General features: G+C 67.7%; 29 protein-coding genes and 1 pseudogene. 13 read left to right on the plus strand and 17 right to left on the minus strand.

All coding sequences use genetic code 11. The features are described from left to right. The coding region (locus Vgi01_RS30940; protein ID WP_239089198.1) for an alcohol dehydrogenase catalytic domain-containing protein at positions 1-659 on the minus strand (659 nt) is incomplete at its 3' end. Between the two features lie 189 nt (positions 660-848). Between Vgi01_RS30940 and Vgi01_RS28095 the strand changes: the two genes are divergently transcribed. From Vgi01_RS28095 to Vgi01_RS30950, 4 genes are read left to right on the plus strand one after another with little or no spacing between them, the layout of a single operon-like run. After that, positions 849-1,136: a hypothetical protein gene (locus tag Vgi01_RS28095; protein ID WP_238360335.1), complete on the plus strand. Its 288-nt coding sequence runs from the start codon at positions 849-851 to the stop codon at positions 1,134-1,136. A 51-nt stretch (positions 1,137-1,187) separates the two neighbouring features. Continuing rightward, positions 1,188-1,496, plus strand: a complete 309-nt coding sequence (locus tag Vgi01_RS28100; protein ID WP_203224331.1) for a hypothetical protein — start codon at positions 1,188-1,190, stop codon at positions 1,494-1,496. Beyond that, complete coding sequence (locus Vgi01_RS30945; RefSeq protein WP_239089203.1) at positions 1,496-1,819, plus strand: hypothetical protein; 324 nt, start codon at positions 1,496-1,498, stop codon at positions 1,817-1,819. The genes Vgi01_RS28100 and Vgi01_RS30945 overlap by 1 nt, the downstream gene beginning before the upstream one ends. Next, positions 1,738-2,070: a VOC family protein gene (locus tag Vgi01_RS30950; RefSeq protein WP_239089202.1), complete on the plus strand. Its 333-nt coding sequence runs from the start codon at positions 1,738-1,740 to the stop codon at positions 2,068-2,070. Before Vgi01_RS30945 ends, Vgi01_RS30950 begins: the two co-directional genes overlap by 82 nt. A 118-nt stretch (positions 2,071-2,188) precedes the next feature. Here Vgi01_RS30950 and Vgi01_RS28110 read toward each other — a convergent pair whose 3' ends face one another. Both Vgi01_RS28110 and Vgi01_RS28115 read right to left on the minus strand, forming a co-directional pair. Then, on the minus strand, positions 2,189-2,848 hold the full coding sequence (locus Vgi01_RS28110; protein ID WP_203224330.1) for an acVLRF1 family peptidyl-tRNA hydrolase: 660 nt from the start codon (positions 2,846-2,848) through the stop codon (positions 2,189-2,191). A gap of 194 nt (positions 2,849-3,042) precedes the next feature. Then, positions 3,043-3,648 (minus strand): TetR/AcrR family transcriptional regulator, encoded by a 606-nt coding sequence (locus Vgi01_RS28115; protein WP_239089199.1) that lies wholly within the window; start codon positions 3,646-3,648, stop codon positions 3,043-3,045. Positions 3,649-3,741: 93 nt separating this feature from the next. Here Vgi01_RS28115 and Vgi01_RS28120 point away from each other — a divergent pair, with 93 nt between their 5' ends. Further along, positions 3,742-4,794: an aldo/keto reductase gene (locus Vgi01_RS28120; protein ID WP_204293070.1), complete on the plus strand. Its 1,053-nt coding sequence runs from the start codon at positions 3,742-3,744 to the stop codon at positions 4,792-4,794. 205 nt (positions 4,795-4,999) lie between these two features. On the opposite strand, the gene Vgi01_RS28125 is transcribed toward Vgi01_RS28120, so the two are convergent. From Vgi01_RS28125 to Vgi01_RS28175, 11 genes and pseudogenes are all read right to left on the minus strand, one after another. Next, positions 5,000-5,590: a DinB family protein gene (locus tag Vgi01_RS28125; RefSeq protein WP_204293071.1), complete on the minus strand. Its 591-nt coding sequence runs from the start codon at positions 5,588-5,590 to the stop codon at positions 5,000-5,002. 194 nt (positions 5,591-5,784) lie between these two features. Continuing rightward, positions 5,785-6,744, minus strand: a complete 960-nt coding sequence (locus tag Vgi01_RS28130) for a hypothetical protein (RefSeq protein WP_204293072.1) — start codon at positions 6,742-6,744, stop codon at positions 5,785-5,787. 111 nt (positions 6,745-6,855) lie between these two features. Next, positions 6,856-7,104, minus strand: coding sequence for a hypothetical protein (locus tag Vgi01_RS28135; protein WP_204293073.1), 249 nt, complete (start codon positions 7,102-7,104; stop codon positions 6,856-6,858). A gap of 268 nt (positions 7,105-7,372) precedes the next feature. Further along, positions 7,373-8,017, minus strand: coding sequence for an alpha/beta fold hydrolase (locus tag Vgi01_RS28140; protein ID WP_204293074.1), 645 nt, complete (start codon positions 8,015-8,017; stop codon positions 7,373-7,375). A 173-nt stretch (positions 8,018-8,190) separates the two neighbouring features. Continuing rightward, positions 8,191-8,589, minus strand: a complete 399-nt coding sequence (locus tag Vgi01_RS28145; RefSeq protein WP_203224325.1) for a hypothetical protein — start codon at positions 8,587-8,589, stop codon at positions 8,191-8,193. An 80-nt stretch (positions 8,590-8,669) separates the two neighbouring features. Continuing rightward, positions 8,670-9,196 (minus strand): annotated as a pseudogene (locus tag Vgi01_RS28150) (GNAT family N-acetyltransferase). Positions 9,197-9,413: 217 nt separating this feature from the next. Continuing rightward, entirely contained in the window at positions 9,414-10,055 is a 642-nt protein-coding gene (locus tag Vgi01_RS28155) for a DUF7003 family protein (RefSeq protein ID WP_204293075.1), read from the minus strand. A gap of 54 nt (positions 10,056-10,109) precedes the next feature. Beyond that, positions 10,110-10,631: a hypothetical protein gene (locus tag Vgi01_RS28160; protein WP_239089200.1), complete on the minus strand. Its 522-nt coding sequence runs from the start codon at positions 10,629-10,631 to the stop codon at positions 10,110-10,112. Between the two features lie 1,155 nt (positions 10,632-11,786). Then, positions 11,787-12,434 carry a nucleotidyl transferase AbiEii/AbiGii toxin family protein gene (locus Vgi01_RS28165; protein WP_204293077.1) on the minus strand — a complete coding sequence of 216 codons (648 nt, stop codon included), beginning with the start codon at positions 12,432-12,434 and terminating at the stop codon, positions 11,787-11,789. Between the two features lie 2 nt (positions 12,435-12,436). Then, positions 12,437-13,003 carry a hypothetical protein gene (locus tag Vgi01_RS28170; protein WP_204293078.1) on the minus strand — a complete coding sequence of 189 codons (567 nt, stop codon included), beginning with the start codon at positions 13,001-13,003 and terminating at the stop codon, positions 12,437-12,439. 95 nt (positions 13,004-13,098) lie between these two features. Further along, positions 13,099-15,447: a DEAD/DEAH box helicase gene (locus Vgi01_RS28175; RefSeq protein ID WP_204293079.1), complete on the minus strand. Its 2,349-nt coding sequence runs from the start codon at positions 15,445-15,447 to the stop codon at positions 13,099-13,101. A gap of 60 nt (positions 15,448-15,507) precedes the next feature. Between Vgi01_RS28175 and Vgi01_RS28180 the strand changes: the two genes are divergently transcribed. The 4 genes from Vgi01_RS28180 to Vgi01_RS28195 all read left to right on the plus strand — a co-directional run bounded on the left by Vgi01_RS28180 (position 15,508) and on the right by Vgi01_RS28195 (position 18,977). Continuing rightward, positions 15,508-15,819 carry a hypothetical protein gene (locus Vgi01_RS28180; protein ID WP_204293080.1) on the plus strand — a complete coding sequence of 104 codons (312 nt, stop codon included), beginning with the start codon at positions 15,508-15,510 and terminating at the stop codon, positions 15,817-15,819. Between the two features lie 6 nt (positions 15,820-15,825). Beyond that, positions 15,826-16,977 (plus strand): hypothetical protein, encoded by a 1,152-nt coding sequence (locus Vgi01_RS28185; protein WP_204293081.1) that lies wholly within the window; start codon positions 15,826-15,828, stop codon positions 16,975-16,977. Positions 16,978-17,235: 258 nt separating this feature from the next. Continuing rightward, positions 17,236-18,078 carry an oxidoreductase gene (locus Vgi01_RS28190; protein WP_204293082.1) on the plus strand — a complete coding sequence of 281 codons (843 nt, stop codon included), beginning with the start codon at positions 17,236-17,238 and terminating at the stop codon, positions 18,076-18,078. A gap of 14 nt (positions 18,079-18,092) precedes the next feature. Next, a complete protein-coding gene (locus Vgi01_RS28195; RefSeq protein WP_204293083.1) occupies positions 18,093-18,977 on the plus strand; it encodes a helix-turn-helix domain-containing protein in 885 nt (294 codons plus the stop codon). 257 nt (positions 18,978-19,234) lie between these two features. On the opposite strand, the gene Vgi01_RS28200 is transcribed toward Vgi01_RS28195, so the two are convergent. Beyond that, complete coding sequence (locus Vgi01_RS28200; protein ID WP_239089201.1) at positions 19,235-20,215, minus strand: zinc-dependent alcohol dehydrogenase family protein; 981 nt, start codon at positions 20,213-20,215, stop codon at positions 19,235-19,237. A gap of 81 nt (positions 20,216-20,296) precedes the next feature. Between Vgi01_RS28200 and Vgi01_RS28205 the strand changes: the two genes are divergently transcribed. The 4 genes from Vgi01_RS28205 (at position 20,297) to Vgi01_RS28220 (ending at position 23,813) form a co-directional block, all read left to right on the plus strand. Further along, the gene (locus tag Vgi01_RS28205; RefSeq protein ID WP_013733128.1) at positions 20,297-20,656 is read left to right on the plus strand and encodes a winged helix-turn-helix transcriptional regulator; all 360 of its coding nucleotides are present in this window, start codon (positions 20,297-20,299) and stop codon (positions 20,654-20,656) included. 533 nt (positions 20,657-21,189) lie between these two features. Continuing rightward, a complete protein-coding gene (locus Vgi01_RS28210; RefSeq protein ID WP_204293084.1) occupies positions 21,190-22,281 on the plus strand; it encodes a helix-turn-helix domain-containing protein in 1,092 nt (363 codons plus the stop codon). A gap of 29 nt (positions 22,282-22,310) precedes the next feature. Next, positions 22,311-22,826, plus strand: a complete 516-nt coding sequence (locus tag Vgi01_RS28215) for a PIN domain-containing protein (RefSeq protein WP_126713179.1) — start codon at positions 22,311-22,313, stop codon at positions 22,824-22,826. Positions 22,827-23,285: 459 nt separating this feature from the next. Then, positions 23,286-23,813: a hypothetical protein gene (locus tag Vgi01_RS28220; protein WP_204293086.1), complete on the plus strand. Its 528-nt coding sequence runs from the start codon at positions 23,286-23,288 to the stop codon at positions 23,811-23,813. Between the two features lie 106 nt (positions 23,814-23,919). On the opposite strand, the gene Vgi01_RS28225 is transcribed toward Vgi01_RS28220, so the two are convergent. Both Vgi01_RS28225 and Vgi01_RS28230 read right to left on the minus strand, forming a co-directional pair. Next, positions 23,920-24,750 carry a DUF5984 family protein gene (locus tag Vgi01_RS28225; RefSeq protein ID WP_204293087.1) on the minus strand — a complete coding sequence of 277 codons (831 nt, stop codon included), beginning with the start codon at positions 24,748-24,750 and terminating at the stop codon, positions 23,920-23,922. Continuing rightward, a complete protein-coding gene (locus tag Vgi01_RS28230) occupies positions 24,747-25,307 on the minus strand; it encodes a hypothetical protein (RefSeq protein ID WP_204293088.1) in 561 nt (186 codons plus the stop codon). The genes Vgi01_RS28225 and Vgi01_RS28230 overlap by 4 nt, the downstream gene beginning before the upstream one ends. Positions 25,308-25,460 lie beyond the last annotated feature (153 nt).

A 25,460-nucleotide genomic window follows, 5' to 3' on the forward strand; every position in this document is an offset into this window, starting at 1 on the left:
GCGGCAGCGGGCCGGCGCGGCAGCGGGCCGGCGCGGCAGCGGGCCGGCGCGGCAGCGGGCCGGCGCGGCAGCGGGCCGGCGCGGCAGCGGGCGAAGAACTCCCCCGGCGACGTGTCGGCCACCGGCCAGCCGGTCACGACCAGCATCGCGGGTTTCCGACCCCAGCCGAGGTGCCGGTGGTGACGGTGGCGGCGGCGGTGTGCGGCGATGACTGCGCAGGCCAGCTGCGGCCCCGCCACCAGATCGATGACCAGATCGAAGGGATGGGTGAGGTTGTGGACCAGCCGCAGCGCCATCGCGTGGGACATGGTCTCACCATCTGACGGGGCGGGGACCGGCCAGACGGTGATCGGCACCGCCCGCTCGGCGAAACCACCGGTTTCTCCCGTGCTGGCGACAACACGCCGCCCCAGCCAAGCCGGATCCACTTGCGCCCCGACCGCACTGACCAGCCCGGCTACCAGACCGCCCGGCACATACGGCAACCACGGCCGTTCGTGCCACCTGTCGGTGCCACGCCGAATCTGCGTCTCGACGAACGTTATGCCCGCCACCGCCACCTCGACCACCACCTGGCCCGGCCCGGCCACCGGATCCGGCATCTCGCCCGGAACCAGGACCTCGGGACCCCCGAAACGCATCGCCTGAGCCACTCGCATACCAACTGCTCCCGTCGTTCGCCACAGCGAATGCCGAAAGCATGCGACCTCAAGCTTTGTTGAAGTCAATCGAGCTGGCGGCCTGTGAGCCCGTCGAAGCTGCAGGTTCGGCGACCGGGATCCCGCGCGGGCCCCACGGCTTCGTTGTGATGGCGTGAAATGAACGCAGTCCGGGATAGCCTTGGCGTAATGGCTACCTATCGCAGCGCCTCAGTGCTTGTCTCCTCGGACGGCACCAGGACCCCCGGCACCGCCGCACTCTTCGCCGAACCCGCCCGCAAGGGTGGGACCCCGCCGTGGGCAGGCGACTTCCGACCCGCCAACAGCGCCGGCAACGGCCCCAAGAACGCGGTCGGGAAGACCTTTATGTTGGAGCTGCCAGACGGCAGCACCGGCAAGGTCGTGATCCAGAACCTCAAGAGAGGGAAGGGCGGCGTCGTGCTGGCGTTGATGGGCGAGGACGCGCCTCCCTTCTGATCAGAACCTGATCGACGGGGCCTCCGCCCATGCCTGCCGATCATCCGTCCGGTGGTGGCGGCCGTCCTGGCCGCCACCACCGCCGCTATTCCGGCTCGGTTTCGCTGCACGCTCCTGTGCGATGCGCTGCCCTGGCTGCGGGATAGGGGAATCTGGTGGTGGTCGCCGCGTGGCGCCTGGTGGGCCCTGTGGTGTCAACCGGCAAGGGTGATGGTGACCGTGACCGAGGTGGCGGTGTCCGAGGTTCATACCAGCGTCGGCGATGTGCATGAACGTGGTGCCATCGGAGCGTGGGCGAGGAAAAGACCAGCGGTGTATGACCGCCGCGGTCGCGTCGGCCAGGCACTGAAGGGGATCTGATGGATCGAGCCACAGTGACCGAGTTCCAACGCGCGGACGGTGTCCGAGACTGGTGGCTCCTGGACACCGGCGCGAGCGCCTGGTTCGACGCGCCGTCGATGAGCGCGGGTGCGGCACTCGTCCGCCGTATCGTCGAACTGACCGCCACCACCGGTCTGCCAGACGTGGATCTGCGTCCCGGCGGGGTGCGCGTGCGGATCGGCCCGGCGGGGGATCTCACCCGGGCCGACGTGGAGCTTGCATTGACGCGGTCGACGTTCCTGCGGTCCGCGCCTTCTGGACGTCCGTACTCGGTTACCAGCACGACCCACGGGCGTTCGTGACCGACATCTACGATCCGCATCGACTCAATCCGGTCCTGTTCTTCCAGCGGATGGACGCATCGGACACAGAGCGGCGGCAGCATCGCAACCGCATCCATGTCGACCTCTTCGTTCCGTACGACCAGGTCCACGCCCGCATCGACGCGGCTGTGGCCGCTGGAGGACGGACCGTCACCGAGAGCGCTCCTCGTCGAACCCTCATCGACCGGGAAGGCAACGAGGTGGACATCGTTACCGTCCACCAGGCGTAGCCGGGCGCTCCTGGCAGAGCGGGCGGGTTACGGGGACATCGCGCACAGGTCCGGCACTGCGGAGCCGTCGCACCTCATTCTCGTCGCGTCGTCGCCACTCTGCGGGACCTGATCGTGGTCACGGCACCAGATGGATGCGGATCCGTCTGGCCGTGACCGCCGCATCCTCCAGGACGGCCAGACGGGGCTCGGCGGATTCGAGCAGGTGTGGATGACGCAGCAGTGCCAGGGGCGCCAGACGCCGGTCCGTCAGCACCTCGTCGATCATCAACCGGTCGCCGCCACAGACCAGGGCACTGATGGCATCGTGCGGGTCGGCGACAACACCGGGCGCATGGGGCAGCATGATCCGCGCGGCGATGTCCGCAGCCCGCGACGTGGCAGCCTGGGCCTGGTTGGCGCGGCGACGCGCGTAGCGCTGCTGCGAGGATCCGCCGGCCGCGGTGCGACCCTGCACGTAGAAGCGCTCGACCTTGGAGACGGTGATGGTCGTACCGTCCACGACACCGGCGGCAACCGCGCCCTTCCGGGCCAGCAGCACGGCGATGCGGGGTGGTCGGATGATGCGGGCCAGCAGCGTGTCGACATCCTTCACGTCGGCAAGCCCCGGCGGCGGATACAGCGTGGCGGTGTCACCGTTGCTCGCACCGGTCAGCACCAGGCCGTGCTCGGTGGCGCCGTCGTGGCGGCTGTAGAAGCCGTCGAGCCAACCACGGATGCGCTCCGGTGAGATCTCCACCCACCGCCCGCCACCCGCGGCGGGTCGCGCCTTCACCACGTGAACACCGCCTATCGGAACGGCTGGCCTGCACCCACCATGCTCACATGAAGCGGGTCACGTCATCGAACACAGCCCCGCTGATATCCGGTTCCAGCCGAGATGGGGGCGTTCACGACGCCCGTTGAAAGAAGTGCCAGTGGGCGTCGTCTCGCCGACGCCGGCGTCTACCTCGGCGCCCACCGAGGTGAATGTCAGTGTGGGGATTCGCCGGAGCGTAGTCCGTCGACGAGGAGCGCGACCATGCGCCGACCGTAGTCGGGGTCCTCGTTCGGCATGGGCGCACACAGTTTCGCTACGGCGTACAGCAGGTCCTGGGCACTGATCCGGGTCTGGATCTCGCCGCTGGCTGTCGCGGCTTCGAGCAGGGACTCGAGGGCCGGCCCTAGCTTCTGCATGAGATATCCGGGCAGGCCGTCGAACGCCGGATCGCCGGAGTGCAGGGCTGCGGCGAATCCGCGTTTGGTGGCGACGAACGCGGTGAACCGGTCGAGCCACCTCGCGAGGGCGATCCCCGGCTCGTGCGCGGCGGCCAGCGCCGGGGCCGCATCGGCGCAGGCGTCGATCTCGCGCTCGATGACGGCTTTGATCAGGTCCGAGCGCTGCGGAAAGTGCCGGTAGAGCGTGCCGACGCCGACGCCGGCCAGATCGGTGATCTCTTTGGCGGGGGCGTCGACGCCGGCGGCGCTGAAGACCGTCTTCGCCGCTTCGAGCAGGGCCTCGACGTTGCGGCGCGCGTCGGTGCGCATCCGGCGCGGAGCGCGTTCGCGAGCAGTCGATTCTGCTGTGTTGTCGGACACTGCTACGCCTCCCTTGCTTATCCGGAAAGCTTTTCCGTATAGTTAGTTCCGGAAAGGGTTTCCGGATAGCCACGATACCGCAAGGAGACGCTCATGTTGTACCGCACCCTGGGCCGGACCGGCATGAAGGTCAGCCCGTACGCGCTCGGCACGCTGATGTTCGCCACGGTGATCGGGAATCCCGACCCTGACGACTCGATCAAGGTCATTCACAAGGCGCTGGACGCGGGGATCAACGTTGTCGACACCGCCGATGCCTACGGCGACTCGGAGGAGATCGTGGGCAGGGCCCTCAAGGGGCGCCGGGACAGCGTCATCCTCGCGACCAAGGTGGGCTTTCCCCGGCTGAACGCGCTGCCCCGGACGCCGGGCGCGGCCGTCGACCCCAACCAGCGAGGTGCCTCCCGCCGCTGGATCATGAACGCGGTCGAGGGCTCGCTGCGCCGCCTGCAGACCGACTACATCGACCTGTACCAGATCCATCGTCCGGACCCCGACACCGACATCGAGGAGACGCTTTCCGCGCTCTCCGACCTGATCCGCAGCGGCAAGGTCCGGGCGATCGGGTCATCCACGATGCCCGCATCCGACATCATCGAGGCCCAGTGGGTCGCCGAGCGACGCGGGCTGGAACGTTTCCACACCGAGCAGCCGCCCTACTCGATCCTCAACCGCAGCATCGAGAGCGAGGTGTTGCCGGCGGCGCAGCGCTACGGGATGGGCACGCTGGTGTGGGGCCCACTCGGGCAGGGAATGCTCACCGGCCGGGTCCGCAGGGGCGAACAGAACGATCTGCGTCGTGCTCGCCTCTCCACGCACCTCACCGACGAGCGCCGGATCGACGTCGTCGAACAACTCATCCCGCTCGCCGACGACGCAGGCATGCCGTTGGCCCACCTCGCCATGGCATTCGCCATCGCGCACCCCGGCGTGACCAGCGCGATCCTGGGCCCGCGCACGATGGAGCACCTCGACAACCTTCTCGCGGGCGTCGACGTCACACTCACCGACGAGATCCTCGACCGGATCGACGAAATCGTCACGCCCGGCACCGATGTCACCCGGCTCGACCAGGCCTACCTGCCCCCGGCCCTGCTGAACCCGAACCTGCGCCGCCGGCCGGTCAGCGAGCGTGGCGCCGCCTGATCATCACGCCACAATTACGGCAGGACAACATCATCCGCGATTCCCGTGAGCATGGCTGACGTCGTCGCCGAGTCGGCGATTGTCGTGCCCGGCAACCCAGGTATCCCGGTCCGGCAGAGGATCACGAGGCTGACCTCACCGTGACAACACGGTCAGCGCGGCGGCGGATACTGCCCTCGCTGCCTGTATCGACGGGACCGGGTGGCTAACCGAACCGGTCAGCGAGCTTCGTCAGCTTGGTGACGTACGCCGGCCAGTCGTAGTCGTCGGGAACGCCAGCGTTCTCCCGCCGCAAGCCGATCGCCCTGTCGTGCTGCTCGCGCATGATGTCGGCGTGACCGGCGTGACGGGCAAGGTCGCAGGTCACGTGGATGATGATCCTGTGCAGTGTCACGTCCCTTTCGCCTGGGCGCCACCACGGCACATGCCCTGGCGCGTCAAGGGGTAGCTGTTCGATCGTCTGATCCGCGAACACCCCGACACGGCGATACAGGTCGATCAGCCCATCCTTCGTCTCGCCCTCCCGCGCGTACCAGTCTGCCTGTGGGTCCTCCTCGAACACCTGCATGGGAACCAGTTCCTCAGACATCGGGAACTCACGCCCGAAGGTGGGCCCGAAGTAGCCAGCTTCGACATTGAGGCAGTGCTTGAGAACGCCCAGTAGGTTGTTGCCGGTCGCGGTGCGCGGCAGCCTGGCCTCGCGTTCGCTCAGCCCGTCGAGTTTCCAGATCAGGTTGTCGCGCATCGCCTGCAGGTAGTGGTGCAGCGCAGCCTTCGGGTCGCCCAGATCAGCCATGCCTGCCAGTCTTCCTCATCCGCCCGAGCCATCTCTGCATGCGCTGCCTGCAAGATCAGCGCCTGACTGGACCGGCCGCTATACGCATCTGCCGCTCCGGGTGGACTTCTTCCTACGCGGTGCACCGACCACGCCCTGGACCCGCTGACTACGACGCGGGTCGACGTCGAGCGGTACGTGCGTTGGCTGCGCTTTCAGCTCGAGTTGAGGCGTGCGTGTGCGGCCCGACGCACGGATGCCTCTTCTATGGGGTTGTCGCGTAGCGTGAGCAGCCAGCGTCGTGTCTGGTCGGTGAGCGGGGCGTGTTGAGCGGCCAACAGCCGCACGTCCGGCTCACAGTCGAGCAGGTGGGACGGCAGCACGCCTGTCGTCTTGTCGGGATCGAGGAGCAGCAGGCTGCGCAGGTAACTGCCTCGCTCGTAACTGTGTGGCGATGCCCGGGTCAACCAGCGCAACCGGCGGATCAGGTATGCCCGCACGTCGGTGTGGGAGGCGCAGGGGGTGCTGGCGAGGATCCTGGTCAGTCCCTCGGTGAGCCGGTCGTGGCCGCACCACTCGTCGGTGAGCCGATCGAGTGCGGCGCGGATCACCGGGATGTCCTGCTCCTCGCCGTGCTCGCCGAGTAGGTGCGCGGCGGCGTCAAAGAGCGGGTGTTCGGTGTCGATGGCCCAGCCTCGTGCAGCCGGGAGTACCTGCGGGCCGAGGACCCGCAGGGTACCGAACAGTCCGGCTTGCCGTTCGGTCGCCAACTGCTCGACCGCGTCGAGCAACTCCGGTACAGGCCGCGCATTGCGACGGATCTGACGCAGTGCGAATGCCTTCACGGCGCGGCCGGTGTCCGGCGCCTGCAGGAGCGCCACCAGTTCGGCGTCACTGGTGGCCGAAAGATCGACCGGGCGGTCGCGAGGATCCTGTCGGCTGCGCTGCGCGGTGTTCAGGACCGTGTCGATTCTCGGATCCCGGCCCCGCCAACGCCGCCACGGCGCAGAGGCGGGCAGCACCTCGGCCGCATCTTCGCACCTGATACGCCTGGCCGCGGTCTCCCACAGATCGTCCCACCACTGCGCCGGCCAACTGCCGGCCAGCGTGGACAGGGCATCGATCCAGCGAATCCCGTCGCGGACATATCCGCGCAGCGTCTCGGTTGCCTGCATGTTCCCTTTGCGGGCGAGCGCCTCCAGGACGCCGACGGCAAGGTTGAACTGGTTGTCATCACCGGTCGGATCCGCTCGAGGCCAAGCACGGTACGGGCCGCAGGCACGAAGCTACGTGACGAGTGGGGCCACGTCGAGGCGCAGGTCATGCAGCAGCCGGGCCAGGTACCTGTAGCGATCGTCGACCTGCCAGTCCCACCGGGCGTCGCGACCGGTGCAGGCGTAGACCAGGTGTCCGTGATCCGGCTGCTCCCGCAGCCAGGCCACCGCGACACCCTGGCCGCGCTGCAACGCACCCAGCCCCGTGCGGTACGGCGCATAGTGCCAGTCGCGCGAGCAGTCGTCGTCCTCACAGCCCATCACGACAGAATGAAACCGGCCGGCTCCCCCGCTCCACCGAATTTGCTGCGATGAGCAGGGTACGCAGCACAACTGCCGACGAAGGGACCGATGACCACCCTCGCGAGAACGGAGCTGAGTGCTCGTCACGCGAGAATCGGCGGCAGGTTACCCACCGACACAGTCACTCTGCGTCGAGGTAGGTTCGGGCAGGGCCGCTCGCGAGTGCCCGGATCTGCCGCGATCCGCGCCGCCTGTATTCACGGGGCCGGCACCGGGCACAGCGCCTTCAGCGCGGCAAGTACGCGGTCAACTGGTCGGCGAGTTGCGTCGGATGGCTGAGCGCCACCGCGTGGCCACCGTCGATTTCATCCGGTACGGCATCGAGGCGGTCGGCCGCCACGCGGCGCTGGAAGTCGGGCGGGAAGAATCGGTCTTCGCGGGCGATGAGCACCCTCGTCGGCACGTCCGGCCACGCACCCAGGGGCCACGGCTCGTTCCATTCTGCGCTGACCTGGTCGCGACCATGCGCCGAAGCCTCCGCGACAATCTCGGCCGGCACGCCATTGTAGAACTGTTCCTCCTCACTGAACCCCTCCGCGCTGCGGTGAGCGGTGTTGCCCCACCAGTCGCCGGGACTCTCACCCGGCTTCGGAATCATCGGAGTAAGCAGGACAATGAGCCGCACAGGCAGCTTGTCAGCGATCAGCGGCGCCGTGAACGCACCATACGAGTGTCCGACGACGACGAGGTTGCTGCGATCGCCAACGGCATCGACGACCGTGTCACAGAACTCGGCGAAGCCTGCCGCCCTATCCTCGATCGGCAGCTCCGGCACCACCACGTCGTGGCCCCGTCCGGCCAGCTCAGGGCCCAGCAGATGCCAGTCCCAGGAACTGCCGCCGCCACCGTGGATCAGAACGAAAGTCGCCATGCGTCACAGCCTCACACAGGAGTACGACAGTCAGTAGCGCCGCCCGATACGCCACACCCCGCCACCCACCAGCGCCCTCACGGCAGAATCACGCACCGGGCCGGAAGCGTTGTCCCGCGACGACCGGATCTGCCGCGCTGCGCACCTCAGCGCTATCCAGTCGCTAAGCGGTACTACTCGGAGGGATTCTCTTCCTCGGCGTCCTCCCGGAATCGGCCCCGTGCCTGCATGACGTCCAACGCCGCGCGAGCAGCGGGTTGAATCCTGCCCGGCCAGCCGGAGGCGATGAAGTCGTCGTCAGTGTCATTCCAGGGCGTCACCACGCAGGCCGCCTGCAGTAGTCCATGTACGGCATCGAGTCGCTCAACCTCCTCGGGCGTGAAACACGACCATTCGCGCCACTGCCACGGGATGTCGTCGTCGATCACGTCGAAGAACAGGTTGATGTAGTCGCCGACGCCGACGCTGCGAACGCCTGAATCACCCTTGCTCAGGGCGACCAGCGCTTCCATGGCGCGATTGCGCAGGCGTTGCTCGACGAGGCGCTCGCTGGGGCGTTCGGGATCGTCCACACCCCGAAGGTAGCGGCTGTCAGGACCTGGTTTTCAGGCGAAGCCCTACCCGAAGCGCGCCAGACGTCACGGCCTTCCGATCAACTGGGCAACTTCTCGAAGAGTTCGTTGATGGTGTCGTAGTACCTCGTCGTACGCCCGAGAGCAGTCATGCCGAGTCGCCTGCAGACGGCCTGTGAGGCATGGTTGTCCGGCTCCGTCACGGCGAGGACCCTCGGCAGCCCACGGCCGAAGGCATCGCGAAGGACGGCATCCGCGGCTTCGGTGGCATAGCCCTGCCCCCGAGCGTCCGGGTGCACGTGCCAGCCGATCTCGACATCGTTCGACCCGCTGAAGGATTGTTCCGCCCATGGGGGATTGGCAGGAGCAGGAGGTTGCCGACCAGTCGACCGTTCGCCGTGGCGATCGCCCAGTTCCCGTGAATGGGATGTTCGATGGCACGCAGACGTCTGATCGACGCGAGCGCGTCCTTCCTCGTTTTCATGGTCGTCGGTTGCGCGCCGGAGGAGACTACGATCTGCGAGCCTGACTCCAGGCCCAGGAGGAAGTCGGCGTCGTCGTCCTGCCAGGGACGCAGGAGAAGGCGGTCACTAACGATCGTGCGCATGCCACCCACCCTATTCACTGCCCATCATCCGCTCGTGGTCGCAGATAGGGCGCTACGGAGCATGACGGAGATCCCGGACCCCGCGCCCGAACGTACCGATGAGCGGATTTCGATCCACGCTGGCTCGAACGCACGGGAAGTGCTCCAGCCGCGCCGAGGGATGCTGGTTCCGCAGGTGCACGGCCTTCGCTCTCCCGCTAAGAGGTGGGCCGCCCGGCTACAGGCTCCCCGACTCCGGCCAGTTCGACCAGTGCGTGTTGGGCGGCAAGCTGGGCGCGTATCGGCTGAGGTCTCCGGTCGCCAGGACATCGGCGATCTGGTGGAAGGTCTCAGACTCGCTGGGGCGTAGCCCGCTCACCAGGTCGGGGTGGTTCCACTGGTCGAGCCGCAGAACCTCGGGTAGGTCGACTGGGATTCGGCGCCGCAACTCCCCCTCATCGGCTAGGAGCACCTCGCGATGACGCGGAACAAGCTGACGCAGGACGTTGACCAGATCCTCGCCCGGCTCGGCAGCAACAGCGATCGTCCGGCCGCGAACCACCACCGGCCCTCCGCGGTAGGTCTCGGGCTCGTCGGGGTCCTCTATCTGGTTCCAGTTGTCTACTCGTTCGTGGAAGTCACCGTTTCCGTAGCCAGGTTCGCCGCTGGTCAGGCAGTCGCCGAACACGTGGAGCACGTCGATGAGGTTGCCGGCCCGGGGCGAGTAGCCGACCGTCTCGACGATGAGGGCCCACTGCCCAGCGTCCCGGTACCCATGGAGCCGAGCATCGACGGCGTAGTAGTAGCCGTGGCCGAGGTCCGGAAACAGGAACTCCTCGGCAGCGGCGTCGAGCTGTTCGAGGACCTCAGCCGAGCGCACAACTGGGCAGTCTAATCAGCCTCGGCCGCGACCCTGAGGCGTCCACATCCGCCGTCAAGGCGCGTCGACCGTCAAGGACGGCTGCCGATCCTGAGGCACGTGGGCGGGTCTACCCCGTTCGGTCGGGGTCGGTGAACCATCGAGCAGGGCGCCCAATCGAGCGGCGGATTCGTCGGTCAGACGATAGACGCCCTGGAGGCTGATGGAGCGTTCGAGACGACCGTCGACGACGTACTTCAAGGTGCGCTGTTCTCCGCGACGGTTGCGCCAGGTCAACGCGCCGAGCAGGTCGCCGGGAACAGCGACGTCGAAGCGGATCGGCGTCGCCTCGACATGCACCGGGCTCGCCCCGCATCCGCCGGCGCCGAGCATCGCCCAGTCGTCGTGACCGGGATAGGCCGGGTCGCGCCACGTTGCTGGAGCAGCGCCGCAACAGGCGCGCCGTTGCTTGTCGACGACACGCAGACGACTCACCACGTAGACCACGTGTCGGTTGACATGCAGCGCGAAGACATCGTCGCCGACACCGACGCTGGTCCAACTGGGCAGAGACTGATGCACCCCGCTGAACGCCACCGGCGGCCGCTGGCCGACGCAGTGCCTGCGTAGCTCCCGGCAGACGTCATGGGTCCACAAGGCGGTGAAGGCAGCCGACATGGCCGTGATCATAAGAGCGACGACCGACAGTCTCGACCCATCACGCCGGGGGCGTTGAGGGACCGAACCGGCATCCGGATCTGCTGCCTGAGCACGCGCGACCCCCTACAAACTAGAGGTGGTCGCAGTACCGAGAGCAACGATTGCGCAAGGCGTGGCCCAGGTTTGGCAGAAGAGTGCCCAAGCGCTCTGCTTCCTCGTTCATGGGCGCAGTGATGGCTCCGCCGGGCCGCAATGTGCTCTCCGGCCTCGTTCAGCGCGACGTACAGATCTTCCGCGGTGGTGCGGTCGAGCACAGAACAATGTCATCCCGCGTGCGCAGAACCTCATCGCACGTCTCGCGGGCACCGGTTGGCCAAGGTAGGGTGCGCCGATCTGCCGCGGACCGCGCGCCGCGCAGCGGCACGATCACTTGACTCAGGTGCCGTCCGATCACGCCGGTGACAGAGCGGAGGGCTCGTCGATTGCGCTACGGATTGGCGGTCTGCCGGATGAACGACAAGAGCCTCGGCAGGACGTGACAGAACTCGCCTCCACCCCATGAGTCCACGAGGCCACCGGCTCGCTCCATCGCGTCCCAAAATGGCTCAGTCGAGCGGATGATGTCCTCCGCGGTAGCCGCATCGATGTCGATGGCAGCGCAGACAGCCGCCGTCAGCTCCGCGCGAGAGTCGGCGGGCATGTCCTGCAACGGATCATGAGGCATCCGCAGAAGCTACCTCAGGCGACGTCACGCTCATGCCGCTCATCGGGTCGAACGTTGAACCAACATGCGAGCTTCGGCACCAAGATCAGATGATGGGAGACGCCATCCAGGTGACGCACACGGCAGACGATGGCCAACATTCGGGTGCCACCGTGGGTCAACCGGTGCCACGCCAGGTCAACGCGGGTCAGTAATTTCCTAACCCGACGGTCTGCCGGTATCCGCAGGCCGATGACCTGCGGTTTTCCTATCGTCCCGGTGGCGTGCCGGTCGCTTCGCGGGCTCGCTGCGATCGCTTGCCGAAGATCAGCTGGAACGTTGTGGGTCCTGCGGGTGCAGGCTTGACGCTGCCGCGAGTCGGGGCCGAGTCATCGTTTCTCGTCGTCGAGCAGTTCGCGGCGCCACTCCGCGAATCGGCTTCGGAGATTGTCAACTGCTGGGCCGGTGACGCCGTATTGGGCGAAGTCGTCGGGGTCGAGCTGGGTGGCTTGTCCGAGGGCATCGGCGAAGATGCGCGGGTCGAAGCCACGGTCGGCGCGCTGCGCGAGAGCAAGAAGGGCGTCGCGGGTGTAGCGGCCGGATCGGAGGGTGGCGTCGATGTCGATGAAGTCGCGGGCGAACGCTCGCCCGTAGAGGGCGCTCATCTTGTTCGCGACCGCGTCGTCAGGGTGGAGGACCGGTCCGATGGCCATCAGGATTGGTTCGTTGGCGCGCCAGTCCACGCCGAGTTCGACCTTGGAGATCCGCACGCCGTCGGTGACGGCCAGCCGGGCGAAGGTGTCGTACTGGCGCTCGGTTTCGACGGTAAGGCCGTCGTCTCGGTAGGCGTGGACGACGGCGGTGACTGCGGCGGTGAACTCGTTGCGGCGGTCCCAGGCGGTGAACAGGCCGATGTCCTCGCTGGGTCGCTCGACGAGCCCGGCGGCCTGGACCGCGTAGCCGCCGGCCAGCGCGAAGCCGTATCGATCGGCGGCGCGGAGCCCGGTACGGGCGAGGCGTTCGTGGAAGGGGTCCACCGCTACGCCGCCTCGCTACGGGCCGCGGCGAGTTCGGGGAAGGCTTCCTCCCAGCGCTGGCGGAGCTGGGGTGGCAGCCAGAGATTGGGCCAGAGTCGCCGGAGGAGGTTGGCGTCGAGCCAGGTGTGCAGATCCTCGACCGTACCGGCTTCGGTGAGCACCACCTTGTACATGCTGGCCAGGCGCGCGGGCCGGTTCAGGTCGTACTCGGCGTGCCCGGACCAGTCGAGATGACGCGGAAGCGTCACCGTGCCTTCGGTCGGGCCGTGCAGCGCGGCGAGGGTTTCGGCCACCACGTAGGGCCTCCGGTCACCATAGGGCCGGTAGTCCGCCGGTGGCCGGGGTGATGTGCGGCGCCGGCTGAGATTGGTCGCCCGCCGGACTTCCGGTCGTAGCGCCTGACGGATCGTCTCCCGGCTGTACCCGGTGACCCGCTGCAGATCCACCGGCCGCCAGCCGGCCGCGTGAAACGCCCGCAGTTGCTCGTCCCGCTCGGTCAAGGCAGCCGTCCGCGTCGCCTCGTACCGGGCGACAACCGCATGCAGTTCGTCCTCGGAGAACCGGCCCATACCGGTCAGCCTACTACGCTAGGCCAAGCGCGCTTGGCTTTGGGTCGTATCTCTGTGCCTGGCGGACCAGCCATGGTGATCGCGAGCGGATGCACTCATGTTTTGGTGAAGCCGAGTGTCCGGTATCCGGGCATGCGGCGTGAGAGCGAGGCGGCGAGGATGGGGGTGGCTGGGTCGTGGTAGTCGTGGACCTCGGCGACGTCCTTGCCGGGCGCGGCGCGGATGACGCGGCCGGCGCATTGGACGAGTAGGCCATCGTAGGAGATCGGGCCGGCGAGGAAGAGGGTGTCGAGGGCGGGGGCGTCGAAGCCTTCACCGATGAACGGTGTGGTACCGATGACGAGCAGGCCCTCACCGGCCTTGGCGCCGTCGAGCCGGTCAACGACGGTCCGCCGTTCGCTGGTGCTCATCGCGCCTTGGAGCACGAGCGGCTGGTGTCCGCGTGCGGCGAGCAGGGCAGCGAGGGCCTCGACCTGGGCGACCCGCCGGGTCAGGACGAGACAGTTGCGACCGCGGGTCAGGGCTACGGCGACGTCGTCGGCGATCTGGGTGTTGCGGGGCTCGTCGAGGGCCAGCCTTCGGTGCACCTCGGCGAGCGCGCCGGGCGCGTCCAGGTCGATGTCGCCGGGTTGGAACGTGGTCTCGTGGATGAACAGCGCTCGCCGGGGTCCGGCATCGGCGTGCATCGCGGCCTCGAGGGTGCCTTGTTCTTCGTCGGTCAGGATGTGGCGGACGGGTCCGAGTTGCCAGGTGACGAGTTGGCTGAGGCCGTCGCGTCGGGTGGGTGTGGCGGTGAGGCCGAGCCAGAACTGCGCGGCGATCCGTTTGACCGAGTGCTCGTACGCGGCGGCCCCGAGGTGGTGGCATTCATCGACGATGACGTGCCCGTAGCCCTGAGTCAGGGTGGCGACGTCGTCGTGCCGCGCGAGGGAGGGCAGCAGCGCGATGTCCACTGTGCCGGTGAGCTTGCGTCGGCCGCCGCCGAGTTGGCCGGGCTTGATGTCGAGGAACTGTTGGATGCGGGTGCGCCACTGGTCGGCGAGGGCTTTGCGGTCGACGAGGACGAGGGTGGAGGTGTTGCGTTCGGCGATCACGGCGCAGGCCATGACGGTCTTGCCGGAACCGGGTGGGGCGACCAGGATTCCGTCGTCGTGGGCGAGAAGGGTGCCGACCGCGGTGGCCTGTCTGCTGGTGAGTTCGGCGGTGAACGAGGTGTCGATCTCGGTCCCGGGGTTTCGTACGTCCGTGACGGCCAGCCGTGACCCGGCGTGTTCGACGATGGCGGTGATGGTGTGCCGCAGGCCCCGCGGGAGGACGAGGCGGTCGTCGAGGGTGAGGTCGTAGCCCTGGATGAAGCGTGGGGTGTCCCAGGTGGACTTGCGGAGTCGCTGCAGCTCGTAGAACTTCGGGTTGGCCATGGCGGCAGCGTGCTTGATCGTCGCCAGTGCGGCGGGGGTGAGCTGTCTGGCATCGATGCTCAGCCCGGCACCGGCCTCCGCGTGGACCACCGCAGGTAGCGGTGGATGGACCTGCGTCGCGGCGGACCGGCTCATCGTGGCGACGTCGGCACCGGTGACTGCTTGCTTGGCCTGCCGGGCGACGTGTTCGGCGTCGCCGGGGCTGAGGCGGTCCAGCGTCGACAGGAATGCCCACTGGTCGGCGTACGGCTCGAGGGTGCCGAGGTCGAGGAAGGTGGTCAGTCCGTCCTTGCGGCGGCGGCCCTGCAGCGGTGCGGCGATGAGGTTGCCGAAGCCACCCTCAGGCAGCACGTCCTGGTTGGGGAACAATCGGTCGTACGAGCGCAGGTCCATCGACCCGCGTAGCACCATCGCCTCACGCAGCAGGACCGTGCCCACGGCCCGCGCGGTGGCCGCGGCAACAGCACCGGTGAAGAAGACCCACACGTGGGCTCCGCGACCCGACTGGGAGATCTCCAACGCGGCCGGCACCGCGCAGGCTCGTGCCGCCTTGACGTAGGCGAGGGCGTCGAGCATCGCCGTGGGCCCGTCGAAGTCGGCCACGACGAAGTGGCAGGTGTTGCCGGGCATCAGCGGGTACAGGCCCATGAACACGTCGCCGACCAGATGCGCCGCGACGACCTCCGCCGTGCGGGGCAGGTGGGTGGCACCCCGCCGGTCCATCCCCTTACGCCAACCGCCGGCGACCGCGGGCATCCACCCGGCAGCGCCGGTACGGGCGTTCTCCCACCGCACGGCGTACACGTCGGCCCGGGCCCTGAACCGGTCGGCGAACAACGCCAGCTTGTCCCGGGTCGGCGAGGCCATGCTGACCAGCCCCGGCGGCTCCACCGGCGCGGACAACTGCTCCGGCGCCGCAGACGTGTCCGCACCGCGCAGCTGCAGCAGACGCGCCAGCCGGGCGTTCTCCGCCCGTAACCGCTCCACCTCCCGCCGAAGATCGACGAACTCCGCCACCGAACCCATGCGAACATCCTCGCGCATCGGGCTTCAAACGCCGCGACACCGGTCCGCTATCCTCCGCCGATGGCATCGAAGGGGACCGCCGCGCTGCAGGCGATGATCGAGGAAGCCACGGTCGACACGGACGGTTGCGAGGACGAGCGCACCGGCCTGTTCACCATGATCGAGGAACATCTGGCGGTGCCGTTCACTACCACCGTCCTCGGCGTCGAGGTCACCGTGCGGACGATCGACCTGACCGCGGACACCATCGTCGCTCTCTGCGCCCGAGGCCACCACCGGCAGCGGATCGACCTACTCGACCTGCCGCTCCCCACCCCGCCACCGGACGGCGCCGGATGGATCGACGCTTACCGGCACTGGGCCGGAAGGTAGGCCACGATGAGCGAGTACCAGTACTACGAGTTCACCGCCGTCGACCGGCCCCTCACCGGCCGGGAGCGGGCCGAGTTGCGGTCGCTGTCGACTCGGGCCGACATCACCGCCACCAGCTTCGTCAACACCTACGAGTGGGGCGACTTCAAGGGCGAGCCGCGAAAGCTGATGGAACGGTACTTCGACGCGCACCTGTACCTGGCGAACTGGGGCACCCGCCAGCTCATGCTGCGGCTACCGAAACACGTGCTGGACCCCGCCACGGTGGCCCGGTACTGCCAGGGTGACAGCGCGGCCATGTGGACCGCTGGCACGCACGTCATCATTGACTTGCATGACGAGGACGAGGACGGCGTCGACGAGTGGGAGCTCGACGGCCACGGTCTGCTCACCTCCATCATCCCGGTCCGGGCCAGCCTCGCCGCGGGCGACCTGCGCCTGCTCTACCTGGCCTGGCTGCGCTGCGTACAGTCCGAGGAGATCGCCGACGACGAGCCCGAACCACCCGTCCCGGCCGGACTGGGCGCCCTCAACGCGCCCCTCACCGCCGCCGCCGAATTCCTGCGCATCGATCCCGACCTGATCGCGGCCGCGGCGGCCGGGTCGACGCCGGCCGCCTCCGGCGAACCGACCGCCGCGCACCTACGCACCTGGGTCGTCGGACTGCCCGCAAGGGACAAGGACGCCATCCTGACCGACCTGATCACCAGCGGCGACAGCCATCTACGCAACCGACTGCTGCGTCGTTACCGCGACGCGCATTCCGCCGAGGCGTCTACCCCGACGGCCGTCCGTACTGCCGGTCAACTGCTCGCCACCGCCGCCGAGTTGCGCGCCGTGCGGGAACGACGGGATGCTGAGCAGCGGGAACGCGACCGGATTCGCCGCGAACGGTCCGCCGCGGCCGCCCGACAACGACACCTCGACACCCTCGCAGTCGACCAACCCGCCGCCTGGCAGCGGGTCGACGAACTCATCGCCACGAAGAGACCCCGCGAGTACGACACCGCCGTTCAACTCCTCGTTGACCTGCGCGATCTCGGCGAACGCGACGGGGACAGCACGTCGTTCCGACACCTGCTGGCCGAGCTACGGGCGGCGCACGCCCGCAAGCCCAGCCTGCTCGAACGCCTCAACCTCGCAGGCCTCGACACCTGACCAAGAGGGGCCTGGCCGGCTTTTGAACTCGAAGACGCTACGCCGGCTCTCAAGGCCATCCAGCCGGGCTGCCCGTCTGCCGAGCGCGCGCGGATCTGCTGCACCCTTATTGGCGGACGGGGGCCTTGGCTGTTCCTATGCATATCTCTCCCTGGCTGAGCATTGCCGAACTGGCCAGCATGAAAGAGGTCACCACGCACACAGCGAATATCGATCACACGAAGGGACCCATGGTCTCTTCATTTCAAGGAGCGCTTCATGACTACCTGGTTCATCACCGGCGCCTCGCGCGGTTTCGGCCTGGAGATCACCCGTCAGGCGCTGGATCGCGGCGACAACGTCGTAGCCACCGCCCGCAACCCCGAGGCGGTGTCAGCGGCGTTGCCCGATCACGGTGACCGCCTGCTCGCGGTCGCGCTCGATGTCACCGATGAGGAGCAGGCCCGCGCAGCAGTGTCTTCCGCGGCCGAGGCCTTCGGCGCAATCGACGTACTGGTCAACAACGCCGGGCGCGGCCTGCTTGGCGCGGTGGAGGAGTCCTCCGATGCCGAAGTTCGCGCGATCTACGACACCAATGTCTTCGGCTTGCTCAACGTCACCCGCGCGGTGCTGCCGGTGATGCGTTCGCAGCGCTCGGGCCGGATCCTCAACGTCAGCTCTCTGGGAGGTTTCAGCAGCTCGGCAGGCTTCGGCATCTACTGCTCGACCAAGTTCGCCGTCGAAGGGATCTCCGAGGCCATGCGCGCCGAACTCGCGGGGCTGGGCATCGCCGTGACGTTGGTCGAGCCGGGCTACTTCCGCACCGACTTCCTCGATGACCGGAGCCTGCGCACCGAGGGCACCGTGATCGATGACTACGCCAGCACCGCTGGAGCGGTGCGCGGCGCGGTGCCCGGTCTCAATCACGCTCAGCCCGGGGATCCGGTCAAGGGTGCCGCGGCGTTCCTGACCCTCGCTGACGCGGAGAATCCGCCAGTGCGGGCTCAGCTGGGCAGTGACTGCCTCCAGGAGCTGGAGAACAAGATCACCCAGCTGCGTGCGGAGTCGGAGGCGTGGCGGGACCTGGCGCTCTCCACCGATTACGACGACGCCCTGGTCTGAGAAGAGGAGACGCTATGACCGAGCTGGGTGACTATCTGCGATCATGCCGTGCCAAGGTGAGCGCTGAGGCCGCCGGGCTGCCAAGTAGCGGTCACCGCCGCGTGCCCGGGCTGCGGCGCGAAGAGCTGGCCATGCTGGCGGGAGTCAGCGTGGATTACATCGTGCGCCTGGAACAGGGCCGCGCGAAGACGGCCTCACCGGAGATCCTTCAGGCGCTGGCGCAGGCCCTCGACCTGCGCCCTGACGAGCAGGAATACCTGTTTCGCTGCGCGGCCGACGCCAAAGGCCCCGCAACACGGGTGAAACCGGCACCGCCCGACACGCAACGTGTCTCCACCGCCACCCGGGTGCTGCTGGACAGCATGACCGCAGTGCCCGCCCTGGTGCTGGGCCGAAGGATGGACATCATCGGCTGGAACACTCTCGGGACCGCGCTCTTCACAGACTTCAGCGTTCTCGCGCCGCAGCACCGCAACCACATCCGGCTGGCGTTCCTCGACCAGCGAGTACGCAGCCTTTACCGCGACTGGGAGACGGTCGCCAAAGAATGCGTGGCCTACCTCAGGATGGATGCCGGCCGCTACCCGCAGGACCCGGCACTGGCCCGTCTTGTCGGCGAGCTGTCCATGAAGGACGAGGATTTCCGCCACTGGTGGTCCACCCACCGCGTTCGCGCACAACGGTCAGGACGCAAACGATTCCTCCATCCCACCGCAGGGGAACTCTCGTTGGACTTCCAGGTCCTCGATGTGCGCGGCACGCCGGATCAAACTCTGCTCGTCTACACCGCGGCACCGAACTCCCGCTCCGCGCAGGCCCTGGCCTTCCTCAGCGGATGGACCCGGACCACTCGGGAAGAACCCGCGGCAAGGCTCACCTCACACCACCCCAGGAGCTGACAGGACCGGGCACGGCGGCAGGCAAAGCTCACAGAGTACGCAGACCAATGGCATCCGCACTCGTCACCGGTGCCCGAGCCCTGAGCAGACCACAGCGACTGATCTGCAGGTAACAGATGGGCGCGTCACCGCCCACGAGATCCCACCGGCCTGTCTGGTCAATGCCACGGGAGCCTCCGTCGTGCCGCTGCCGGCAGACACCAGGCGCAATAAGATGCCGTACCTGACCCCGGCTGACGCCTACCGCACGTCGCCGATTACGGCGTCACCACGATCTTGCCCGCCGGCGTCCCCTTCTCCAGGTACCGGTGCGCCTCGATGATGTCGTCCAACGGGAACACCCGGTCCACCGTCGGCTGCAGCACGCCGGTGCGGACACCTGCGGCCAGGAACGCGGCGACGCGCCGCGCGGTCTGCGGGTCGACCATGTCCGCGAAACTCATGTAGCGGTGAATGGTCAGCGACGGATTCGCCGGGAAGGACGCCGGCCGCGGGTCCAGCCAGCCCACCGCGGCCAGGGTGCCGCCGAGCTTCGCGGCCAGCGACAGTTCGGCCAGGCCCGGGCCCATGACGGCGTCCAGGATGATGTCGGCGCCCACCCCACCGGTGTGCCGCCGGGTGGCCTCCCCGATGTCCTCCCGGTCGGTGGCGATCACCGCGGCGGCCCCGGCGGCCAACAGGCTCTGCACCTTGGCGCTCTGCCGGGTGACCGCGATCGGCACGGCACCGATCTGGTTGGCGATCTGGATCGCGGCCCGCCCGACACCGCCCGACGCCGCGGTGATCAGGACCTGGTCCCCCGGCCGCATCCCGGCCCTGTCCACCAGCGCGCCGTAGGCGGTGAAGTACGACACCCACAGCGCCGCCGCAGCGACGGGCTCCAGCCCGGCGGGCCGTGGCACCACCCGTTCGGCCAGCAGCGTGGTGTACTCCGCGTACGCGCCCCTGGCCTCGAAGTCGGGCATCGCACCGAGGATGACCGGGTCGCCGACGGCCAGTCCGGTCACCCCGGGCCCGAGCGCGTCGATCACACCGGTTCCCTCGACGCCCAGCCGCGCGTGCGGCAACTGCACGGGCCGCGGGGACTGCCCGGCCCGGACCATCTGGTCGAGCGGGTTGACTGCGAAGGCCTCGATGCGTACGCGCACCTCGCCGGCTGCGGGCTCGACGACCGGCTCGTCGACGACGCGCAGAACGTCCGGACCGCCGGTCTCGTCGAACACGACTACTCGTGGCATGGATGGCTCCTTGTGCTCCTGGTGGGCTTCACCGGAAAACGCTACGGAGCCGATAGGAACCCGCTGGTACCTTTCGACCTTGTGCACGACGCCCACGGTCAGGTCTTCCTCGCCGACTGCCCCACCCGCCTGGCCGTCGAGATCATCGCCGAGAAGTGGGCGGTGATCGTGCTGTTCGCCCTCAGCCTGCAACCCCGGCGCCCCGGCGAGCTGGCCCACCTCATCGGCGGCATCTCCCACAAGGTCCTCACCCAGACCCTGCGTCGCCTGCAGGCATACGGCCTGGTCGAACGCCGCGCCTACGCCGAGGCGCCCCCACGCGTCGAGTACAGCCTCACCCCACTCGGGCAGACCCTGGTCGAGCCGATCAAGGTCCTGACCGACTGGGCCCGAGACAACGGCGCCGCCATCGTCGAATTCCAGGAACAGAACGAGCACTGAACCAGCCAACCCACCGAAGAGGTCCAGGCGACGCTGCGCCCCAACGCCTCGCGCGTGCCCTCGCCACGACGAGCTCATTGGCGGACGGATAGGCAACAGCTTCGCGCGGGGTTGCAGGTGCGGACACGAGTACGACGACGACCTGAGCCTTGGGCTACGCGGAGTTGTTGGGCGCCACCACGGTGCGGCTACTCCTGCGAGGTGGCGCCAGCTCGCGGCTGATGCGTAGCGGCCCTGGTTGCCAGACCGGAATGTCGTCGCGAAGGCCGGAGGCAGCGCGGTGCTTGTCGGAGCGAGATTGCTGAGCACGACGAGTTGCTCGGCGGTGGGCGTGTCGGTCGAGCGTCTGCTGGCCGGTGCCCGTGCTGCCGGATGACGAGCTTCGGCGTCAGGGTCCGCGGCTTCGGATTTGCCCCCGAAGTCGCGAAACGTGCGATGCCCCTGCGGTACCCCTCCGGCGTCAGCCGGATACGCGGAATCCAGGACTTCCCTGTGTTGACCCATTCCGCCGCGGAGTGTGCGATTATCGCACCATGGCTGATGGCTGGGACTGGCCCCTCGTCGGTGAGCAGGTACGACAAGCCCGCCTTTCGTTGGGGATCTCACAGCAGGATCTCGCCACGATGGTGGGGCTAGACCGCACCATGCTGGCCAAGGTTGAGGCCGGCAGCCGCCGTTTGGACGCCCTGGAGCTGGCTAGGCTCTCCAGGGCGCTGAAGGTGTCGATGGAGTACTTGATCCAGCCGCCGCCCACGGTGTTGTCCCGACGGGCGGCGCCGCTGACCGAGGAAACCGACACTGAGGCAGCACGGTCGTCGGAACGCCTCGAAATCGCTCTGGTGGAGTGGTTGCACAATGTCCAGCAATTGCTGGACATTGGCGTCCTGCGTGCCCGTCCGCTGCTTCGCTACCCGCATCCGGTGACGTCCGAGGACGATGCGCGTCAGACAGCCCGGTGGTTGCGGCAGCGGTTCGATCTCGGCGATGGACCGATCGACAGCATCATGGACGTCTGCGAGCGCGCAGGTCAGTGGGTTCTGGTCACCGACCTGCCAGGCGACGGCGCATCGCTCATCGAGGGCGACATCGCCGTTGCTGTCGTGAGCACCACGGGCGATCCTGGCCGCCGTCGGGCTACCGCTGCCCATGAGTTGGGGCACCTCATCATTGGTGATGAGTATTCCGCCGACCTCGGCCTGAGTGCCTCACGTGCAGAACGGGAGACGGTGATTGACGCCTTCGCCGCCGAACTGCTGCTGCCCGTGCAAGCGATTGCCGCAGCCCGTGGGACGGTGAGCCGGGATCAGATCGTGAGCTATGCGGCTCGATACCGTACCTCCTGGTTGCTGGCACTGCGGCAGGCTGAGCAGGCAGGGGCCATCGACGCAGAGACCCGTAGGGCCTGGAGCCAGGTTCGGCCGACCCACGCGGAGTTCATGGAGGCGGTGGGCTGGGTACCGCAGCCCGACCTCGAGTCGGTACGGGTATCGCCCACATACGCAAAGGCCGTGATGGGGGCGTTGCGGAACAGGCGAATCACACGCACCAGGGCTTTGGAGTTGATGCATGGCCACATCGCCGAGGCGGACCTACCGCAGGACGACGACCTGGAAATCGCCCCGTGAGTCGCCCACCGCACGTCACCTCCGTCCTTGTGCTCGACACCATGATTCTCAGCCACTTCACTCTCGCTGACCGGCTGGACGTCCTGCAGGATCTGCTGCTCGATGCCGAATGTTGGACGACGCAGGTGGTTCGGGAGGAGTTGCGGGCGGGATCTGAGGATCATCGTGAACTGGCCGTCGCTTGCGAGGCGGACTGGCTGACCACTGCCCAGCTGGACACGCTCGATGAGGTGCGGTGCTTTACCAAATGGGCCGCGCGGCTCGGTTCAGGTGAGCGCGACCTCGGGGAAGCGTCCGTCCTCGCGGCCGCCGAACTGCGGGAAGGCGTGGCCATCACGGACGACAGGAACGCGACGCAGGTCGCCCGTGCCTACGGTGCCCGCGTTCACGGCACCATCTGGCTTCTCGCGGCGGCCTGCCGAGACGGCAAGCAGACCCTGACGGCTGCGGGGAACCTCATTGAGGCATTGAGAGCAACGGGTGCTCGTCTGCCCTGCTCCGGAGCGGAGTTCCCGGACTTCGCCCGTAAGCACAATCTCCTGTAGTCGCTGCTGACAACTACTCGGCTTAACGAAGGGGCAGTGCCTCGTATGCGGCGGCCAGGGTCTTCGCGTGGTCGACCGGAAGCTGCTCTCATCCGACCGGCGCCGCGACGACAACGCTGACCGGCGAAGAAAGGGCGGTAGCTCGCCACGCCGTGGTGCTCGACCGCCGGAAATCCTGACTCGCCGTTGAAGACGAGGCGTTCGAATCGGCGGTACGCCCGGTCAGGCACGGGCATGCCCACACAGGACCGGTCTGGCCGCCCAGGCCCATTTTCTGTCGAGCACCAAAGTGCGGAACGGCGATCAGCTGATGTTGACGTGCCGACGAACCCTCGCCATCGGCAAGCCCCAGGAAACGTCGGCTTCTACCGCCGGCCGCGTGCCACGGACGGTGACTGCTCCCGAGGCCACCCGGTGTCGGGACGTGCCGATCAACGGGCACACCGTATGGTGTCGGCGATGAGCGAGACCGTTGTCCCGGCCACCCGCAATCGGCGCGGCACCATAGCGTTGGTACTCGCGTGCATCAGCCTCGTGCTGTCGCTGGTCATGTGCTGTGGGGCCGGACTCGTCGCCAGCACCAGCGGATTCGACCTGCTCCCAGTGCAGTCCACGCCGCAGGTCGCCAGCGCCGCTCAGGTGGAAGCGGTCGCTCACGTGACCCTGCCGCCCGGAACCGTGCTCCTTACCGCCGCCTACAGCAACGGCCTGGAAACTGTGCTTTCGGCGAAGTTTCGCATACCCCGAACCGAGCTCGACGTCTTCATCGCCACGGCGAAGTTCACTGCGGCGCCCGTACCCCGGCTACGGGCAGTCGACGCAGAACACAACGTCGGCGGCGGCGACCTGTGGGATCCCGAAACCGCCAAGTCCGTCTCCGGCATCGATGAAGAGCAAGCCACTGCCGACGGCACACGTCGAGCCGTCCTGTTCAACCTCGATGCCCCCGACGCGGTGACCGTCTACTTGTACGCCAGCCGCGGCTGAGCCCTGCGGCCATCCTCTTCTGGCCGCTGGCCGCGTGTTGCAGAACGTGATCAGGTCGCTTTGTTCAGCCTGCCGGTACTGCCGGTGAGCGGATGCTGTTCCCCGGTCAGGTGCCCGAAGGATTGCCTGGTCCATGGAGGTGTCGGCCCGTGGGAACGTCACCGAGCAGCAGACGGGCACCTTGGCGGACAGCGTTCCAGTCGGTCTTCGGGGCACGGTCGAGGTTCCTGGCAAGCCAATGCCGCCGGTCTTCGTGTTCCCGCCGCAGGTCGACGAGGTCGATGTCCACACCAGGTAGCCCACCGCGGTGTTCCAGATCCTCTACCCGCTGCCCCATGGCGTCCATCAGCTCACGGTCGAGGATGTGTACGGCTTCCAGGAAAGCGGTGGTCGGAAGGCTGAGCCGGACTGTGGAGTCGGCGGTGAAGCCGATCTCGCCGTCGTCCTCGTGCCGCCAGTCCAAGGTGATCTCGTCGCGATCGCCGCAGGTGGTGCGCCAGAGCCGGAGCTTGGGAGGGTTCCGCAGGTATCCGAAGTCCAGGTGGTGCTCGCCGTGCCATACCGCGGCCGTGACGACCGGATGGTCGGGCACGTCCGCGTTGCCGTCGTCGAACCGTCTCTCATCCGGTTCTTCCACGAACTCGAGCGGGTCACACGTCCACTGCGCGCGGTGGGAGGCGATGAACGGCTGCAGATCGTCGGGCACCGGCTCCAGCACCTCCGGTGTCAGGACGATGAGGTCTTCCCAGAGCCGGGCCAGGTAGTAGTCGATGTAGGGATGCGGGTCGGATTGCCGGGTGCGGCGCAGCAGTTCCTGCCCGCTTGTTTCGAGCCAGTACCAGCCCTCGGTGAGCCCGAACCAGTGCAGGCTCGGCTGGTCGCTGCCCCACGGCGACACCTCGTCCAGTGGGTACAGCTCGAACCGGAACCTGATCATTGAGGCAGTACCCGGCGCAGCTCTGGGGTGTTCTTGTCGGCGCGGAGGTTCAGCAGCGAGATGAGGCGGCTGCGGACTCGTGGATCGTCGTTGGTCAGGTATATGTGCAGGCCGATTTCTTGGAAGTCGTGCCGCAGGTCGGTGCACGGATCGTCCTCGACCCCGCTGCCCGCGACGCGGAGGTACGAGCAGTACCAGGCGTCCGCCGCGCCGATGATCTCGTATTTTGTTCCCGTCCGGAGGTATTCGAGAAGCCTCGTCTGAACGCGTCTGCGGCCGAAGGCAGCCAGCGCTGGCCTGATGTGCCATTGGGTGTGGCTGGGGTCGGGTTCGTAGACGGCGGCGCGCATGAGTGGTTCGAACAGTTCCTCGGGCTGCTGTGGCGCGGCCTCCCGCATGATCATGAGGGCTACGTGGCATTGGCAGTGTCGGCGGACCTTCTGGTTGGTGCGCTCGTCGCCGGACGGTGCGGGCGGGTGCGCAAGGCCGAGCAGGTCAAGAACTTCTATGAGTGCCCGCTCGTACCGGTCGTAACACTCGAAGCGATCCTCGTCCACGGCCAGGGACTCTACGTGGATACACGCTGGCGGCTCAGCGCGAATCGTTTCAGGCCATGCCGCCGCCACTCCCCACGCCAGCTCTCCAGCAGCGTCGTCTCCGTGTCCATCAGCAGGGCGTCGAAGTCGAAGATGAGCGCCTTGACCGTCACT

The sequence above is a fragment of the Micromonospora gifhornensis genome (genome assembly GCF_016863515.1).
GTDB lineage: Bacteria > Actinomycetota > Actinomycetes > Mycobacteriales > Micromonosporaceae > Micromonospora > Micromonospora gifhornensis.

Excerpts from the sequence above, each read along its gene's own strand:
- Vgi01_RS28225 (WP_204293087.1), bottom strand. The coding sequence starts at position 24,750 with ATGATCAGGTTCCGGTTCGAGCTGTACCCACTGGACGAGGTGTCGCCG.
- Vgi01_RS28175 (WP_204293079.1), bottom strand. The coding sequence starts at position 15,447 with ATGGGTTCGGTGGCGGAGTTCGTCGATCTTCGGCGGGAGGTGGAGCGG.
- Vgi01_RS28130 (WP_204293072.1), bottom strand. The coding sequence starts at position 6,744 with ATGCAGGCAACCGAGACGCTGCGCGGATATGTCCGCGACGGGATTCGC.
- Vgi01_RS28210 (WP_204293084.1), top strand. The coding sequence starts at position 21,190 with ATGGCTGATGGCTGGGACTGGCCCCTCGTCGGTGAGCAGGTACGACAA.
- Vgi01_RS28220 (WP_204293086.1), top strand. The coding sequence starts at position 23,286 with ATGAGCGAGACCGTTGTCCCGGCCACCCGCAATCGGCGCGGCACCATA.
- Vgi01_RS28170 (WP_204293078.1), bottom strand. The coding sequence starts at position 13,003 with ATGGGCCGGTTCTCCGAGGACGAACTGCATGCGGTTGTCGCCCGGTAC.
- Vgi01_RS28140 (WP_204293074.1), bottom strand. The coding sequence starts at position 8,017 with ATGGCGACTTTCGTTCTGATCCACGGTGGCGGCGGCAGTTCCTGGGAC.
- Vgi01_RS28125 (WP_204293071.1), bottom strand. The coding sequence starts at position 5,590 with ATGGCTGATCTGGGCGACCCGAAGGCTGCGCTGCACCACTACCTGCAG.
- Vgi01_RS28185 (WP_204293081.1), top strand. The coding sequence starts at position 15,826 with ATGAGCGAGTACCAGTACTACGAGTTCACCGCCGTCGACCGGCCCCTC.
- Vgi01_RS28120 (WP_204293070.1), top strand. The coding sequence starts at position 3,742 with ATGTTGTACCGCACCCTGGGCCGGACCGGCATGAAGGTCAGCCCGTAC.
- Vgi01_RS28200 (WP_239089201.1), bottom strand. The coding sequence starts at position 20,215 with ATGCCACGAGTAGTCGTGTTCGACGAGACCGGCGGTCCGGACGTTCTG.
- Vgi01_RS28135 (WP_204293073.1), bottom strand. The coding sequence starts at position 7,104 with ATGGGCTGTGAGGACGACGACTGCTCGCGCGACTGGCACTATGCGCCG.
- Vgi01_RS28095 (WP_238360335.1), top strand. The coding sequence starts at position 849 with ATGGCTACCTATCGCAGCGCCTCAGTGCTTGTCTCCTCGGACGGCACC.
- Vgi01_RS28190 (WP_204293082.1), top strand. The coding sequence starts at position 17,236 with ATGACTACCTGGTTCATCACCGGCGCCTCGCGCGGTTTCGGCCTGGAG.
- Vgi01_RS30945 (WP_239089203.1), top strand. The coding sequence starts at position 1,496 with ATGGATCGAGCCACAGTGACCGAGTTCCAACGCGCGGACGGTGTCCGA.
- Vgi01_RS28180 (WP_204293080.1), top strand. The coding sequence starts at position 15,508 with ATGGCATCGAAGGGGACCGCCGCGCTGCAGGCGATGATCGAGGAAGCC.
- Vgi01_RS28195 (WP_204293083.1), top strand. The coding sequence starts at position 18,093 with ATGACCGAGCTGGGTGACTATCTGCGATCATGCCGTGCCAAGGTGAGC.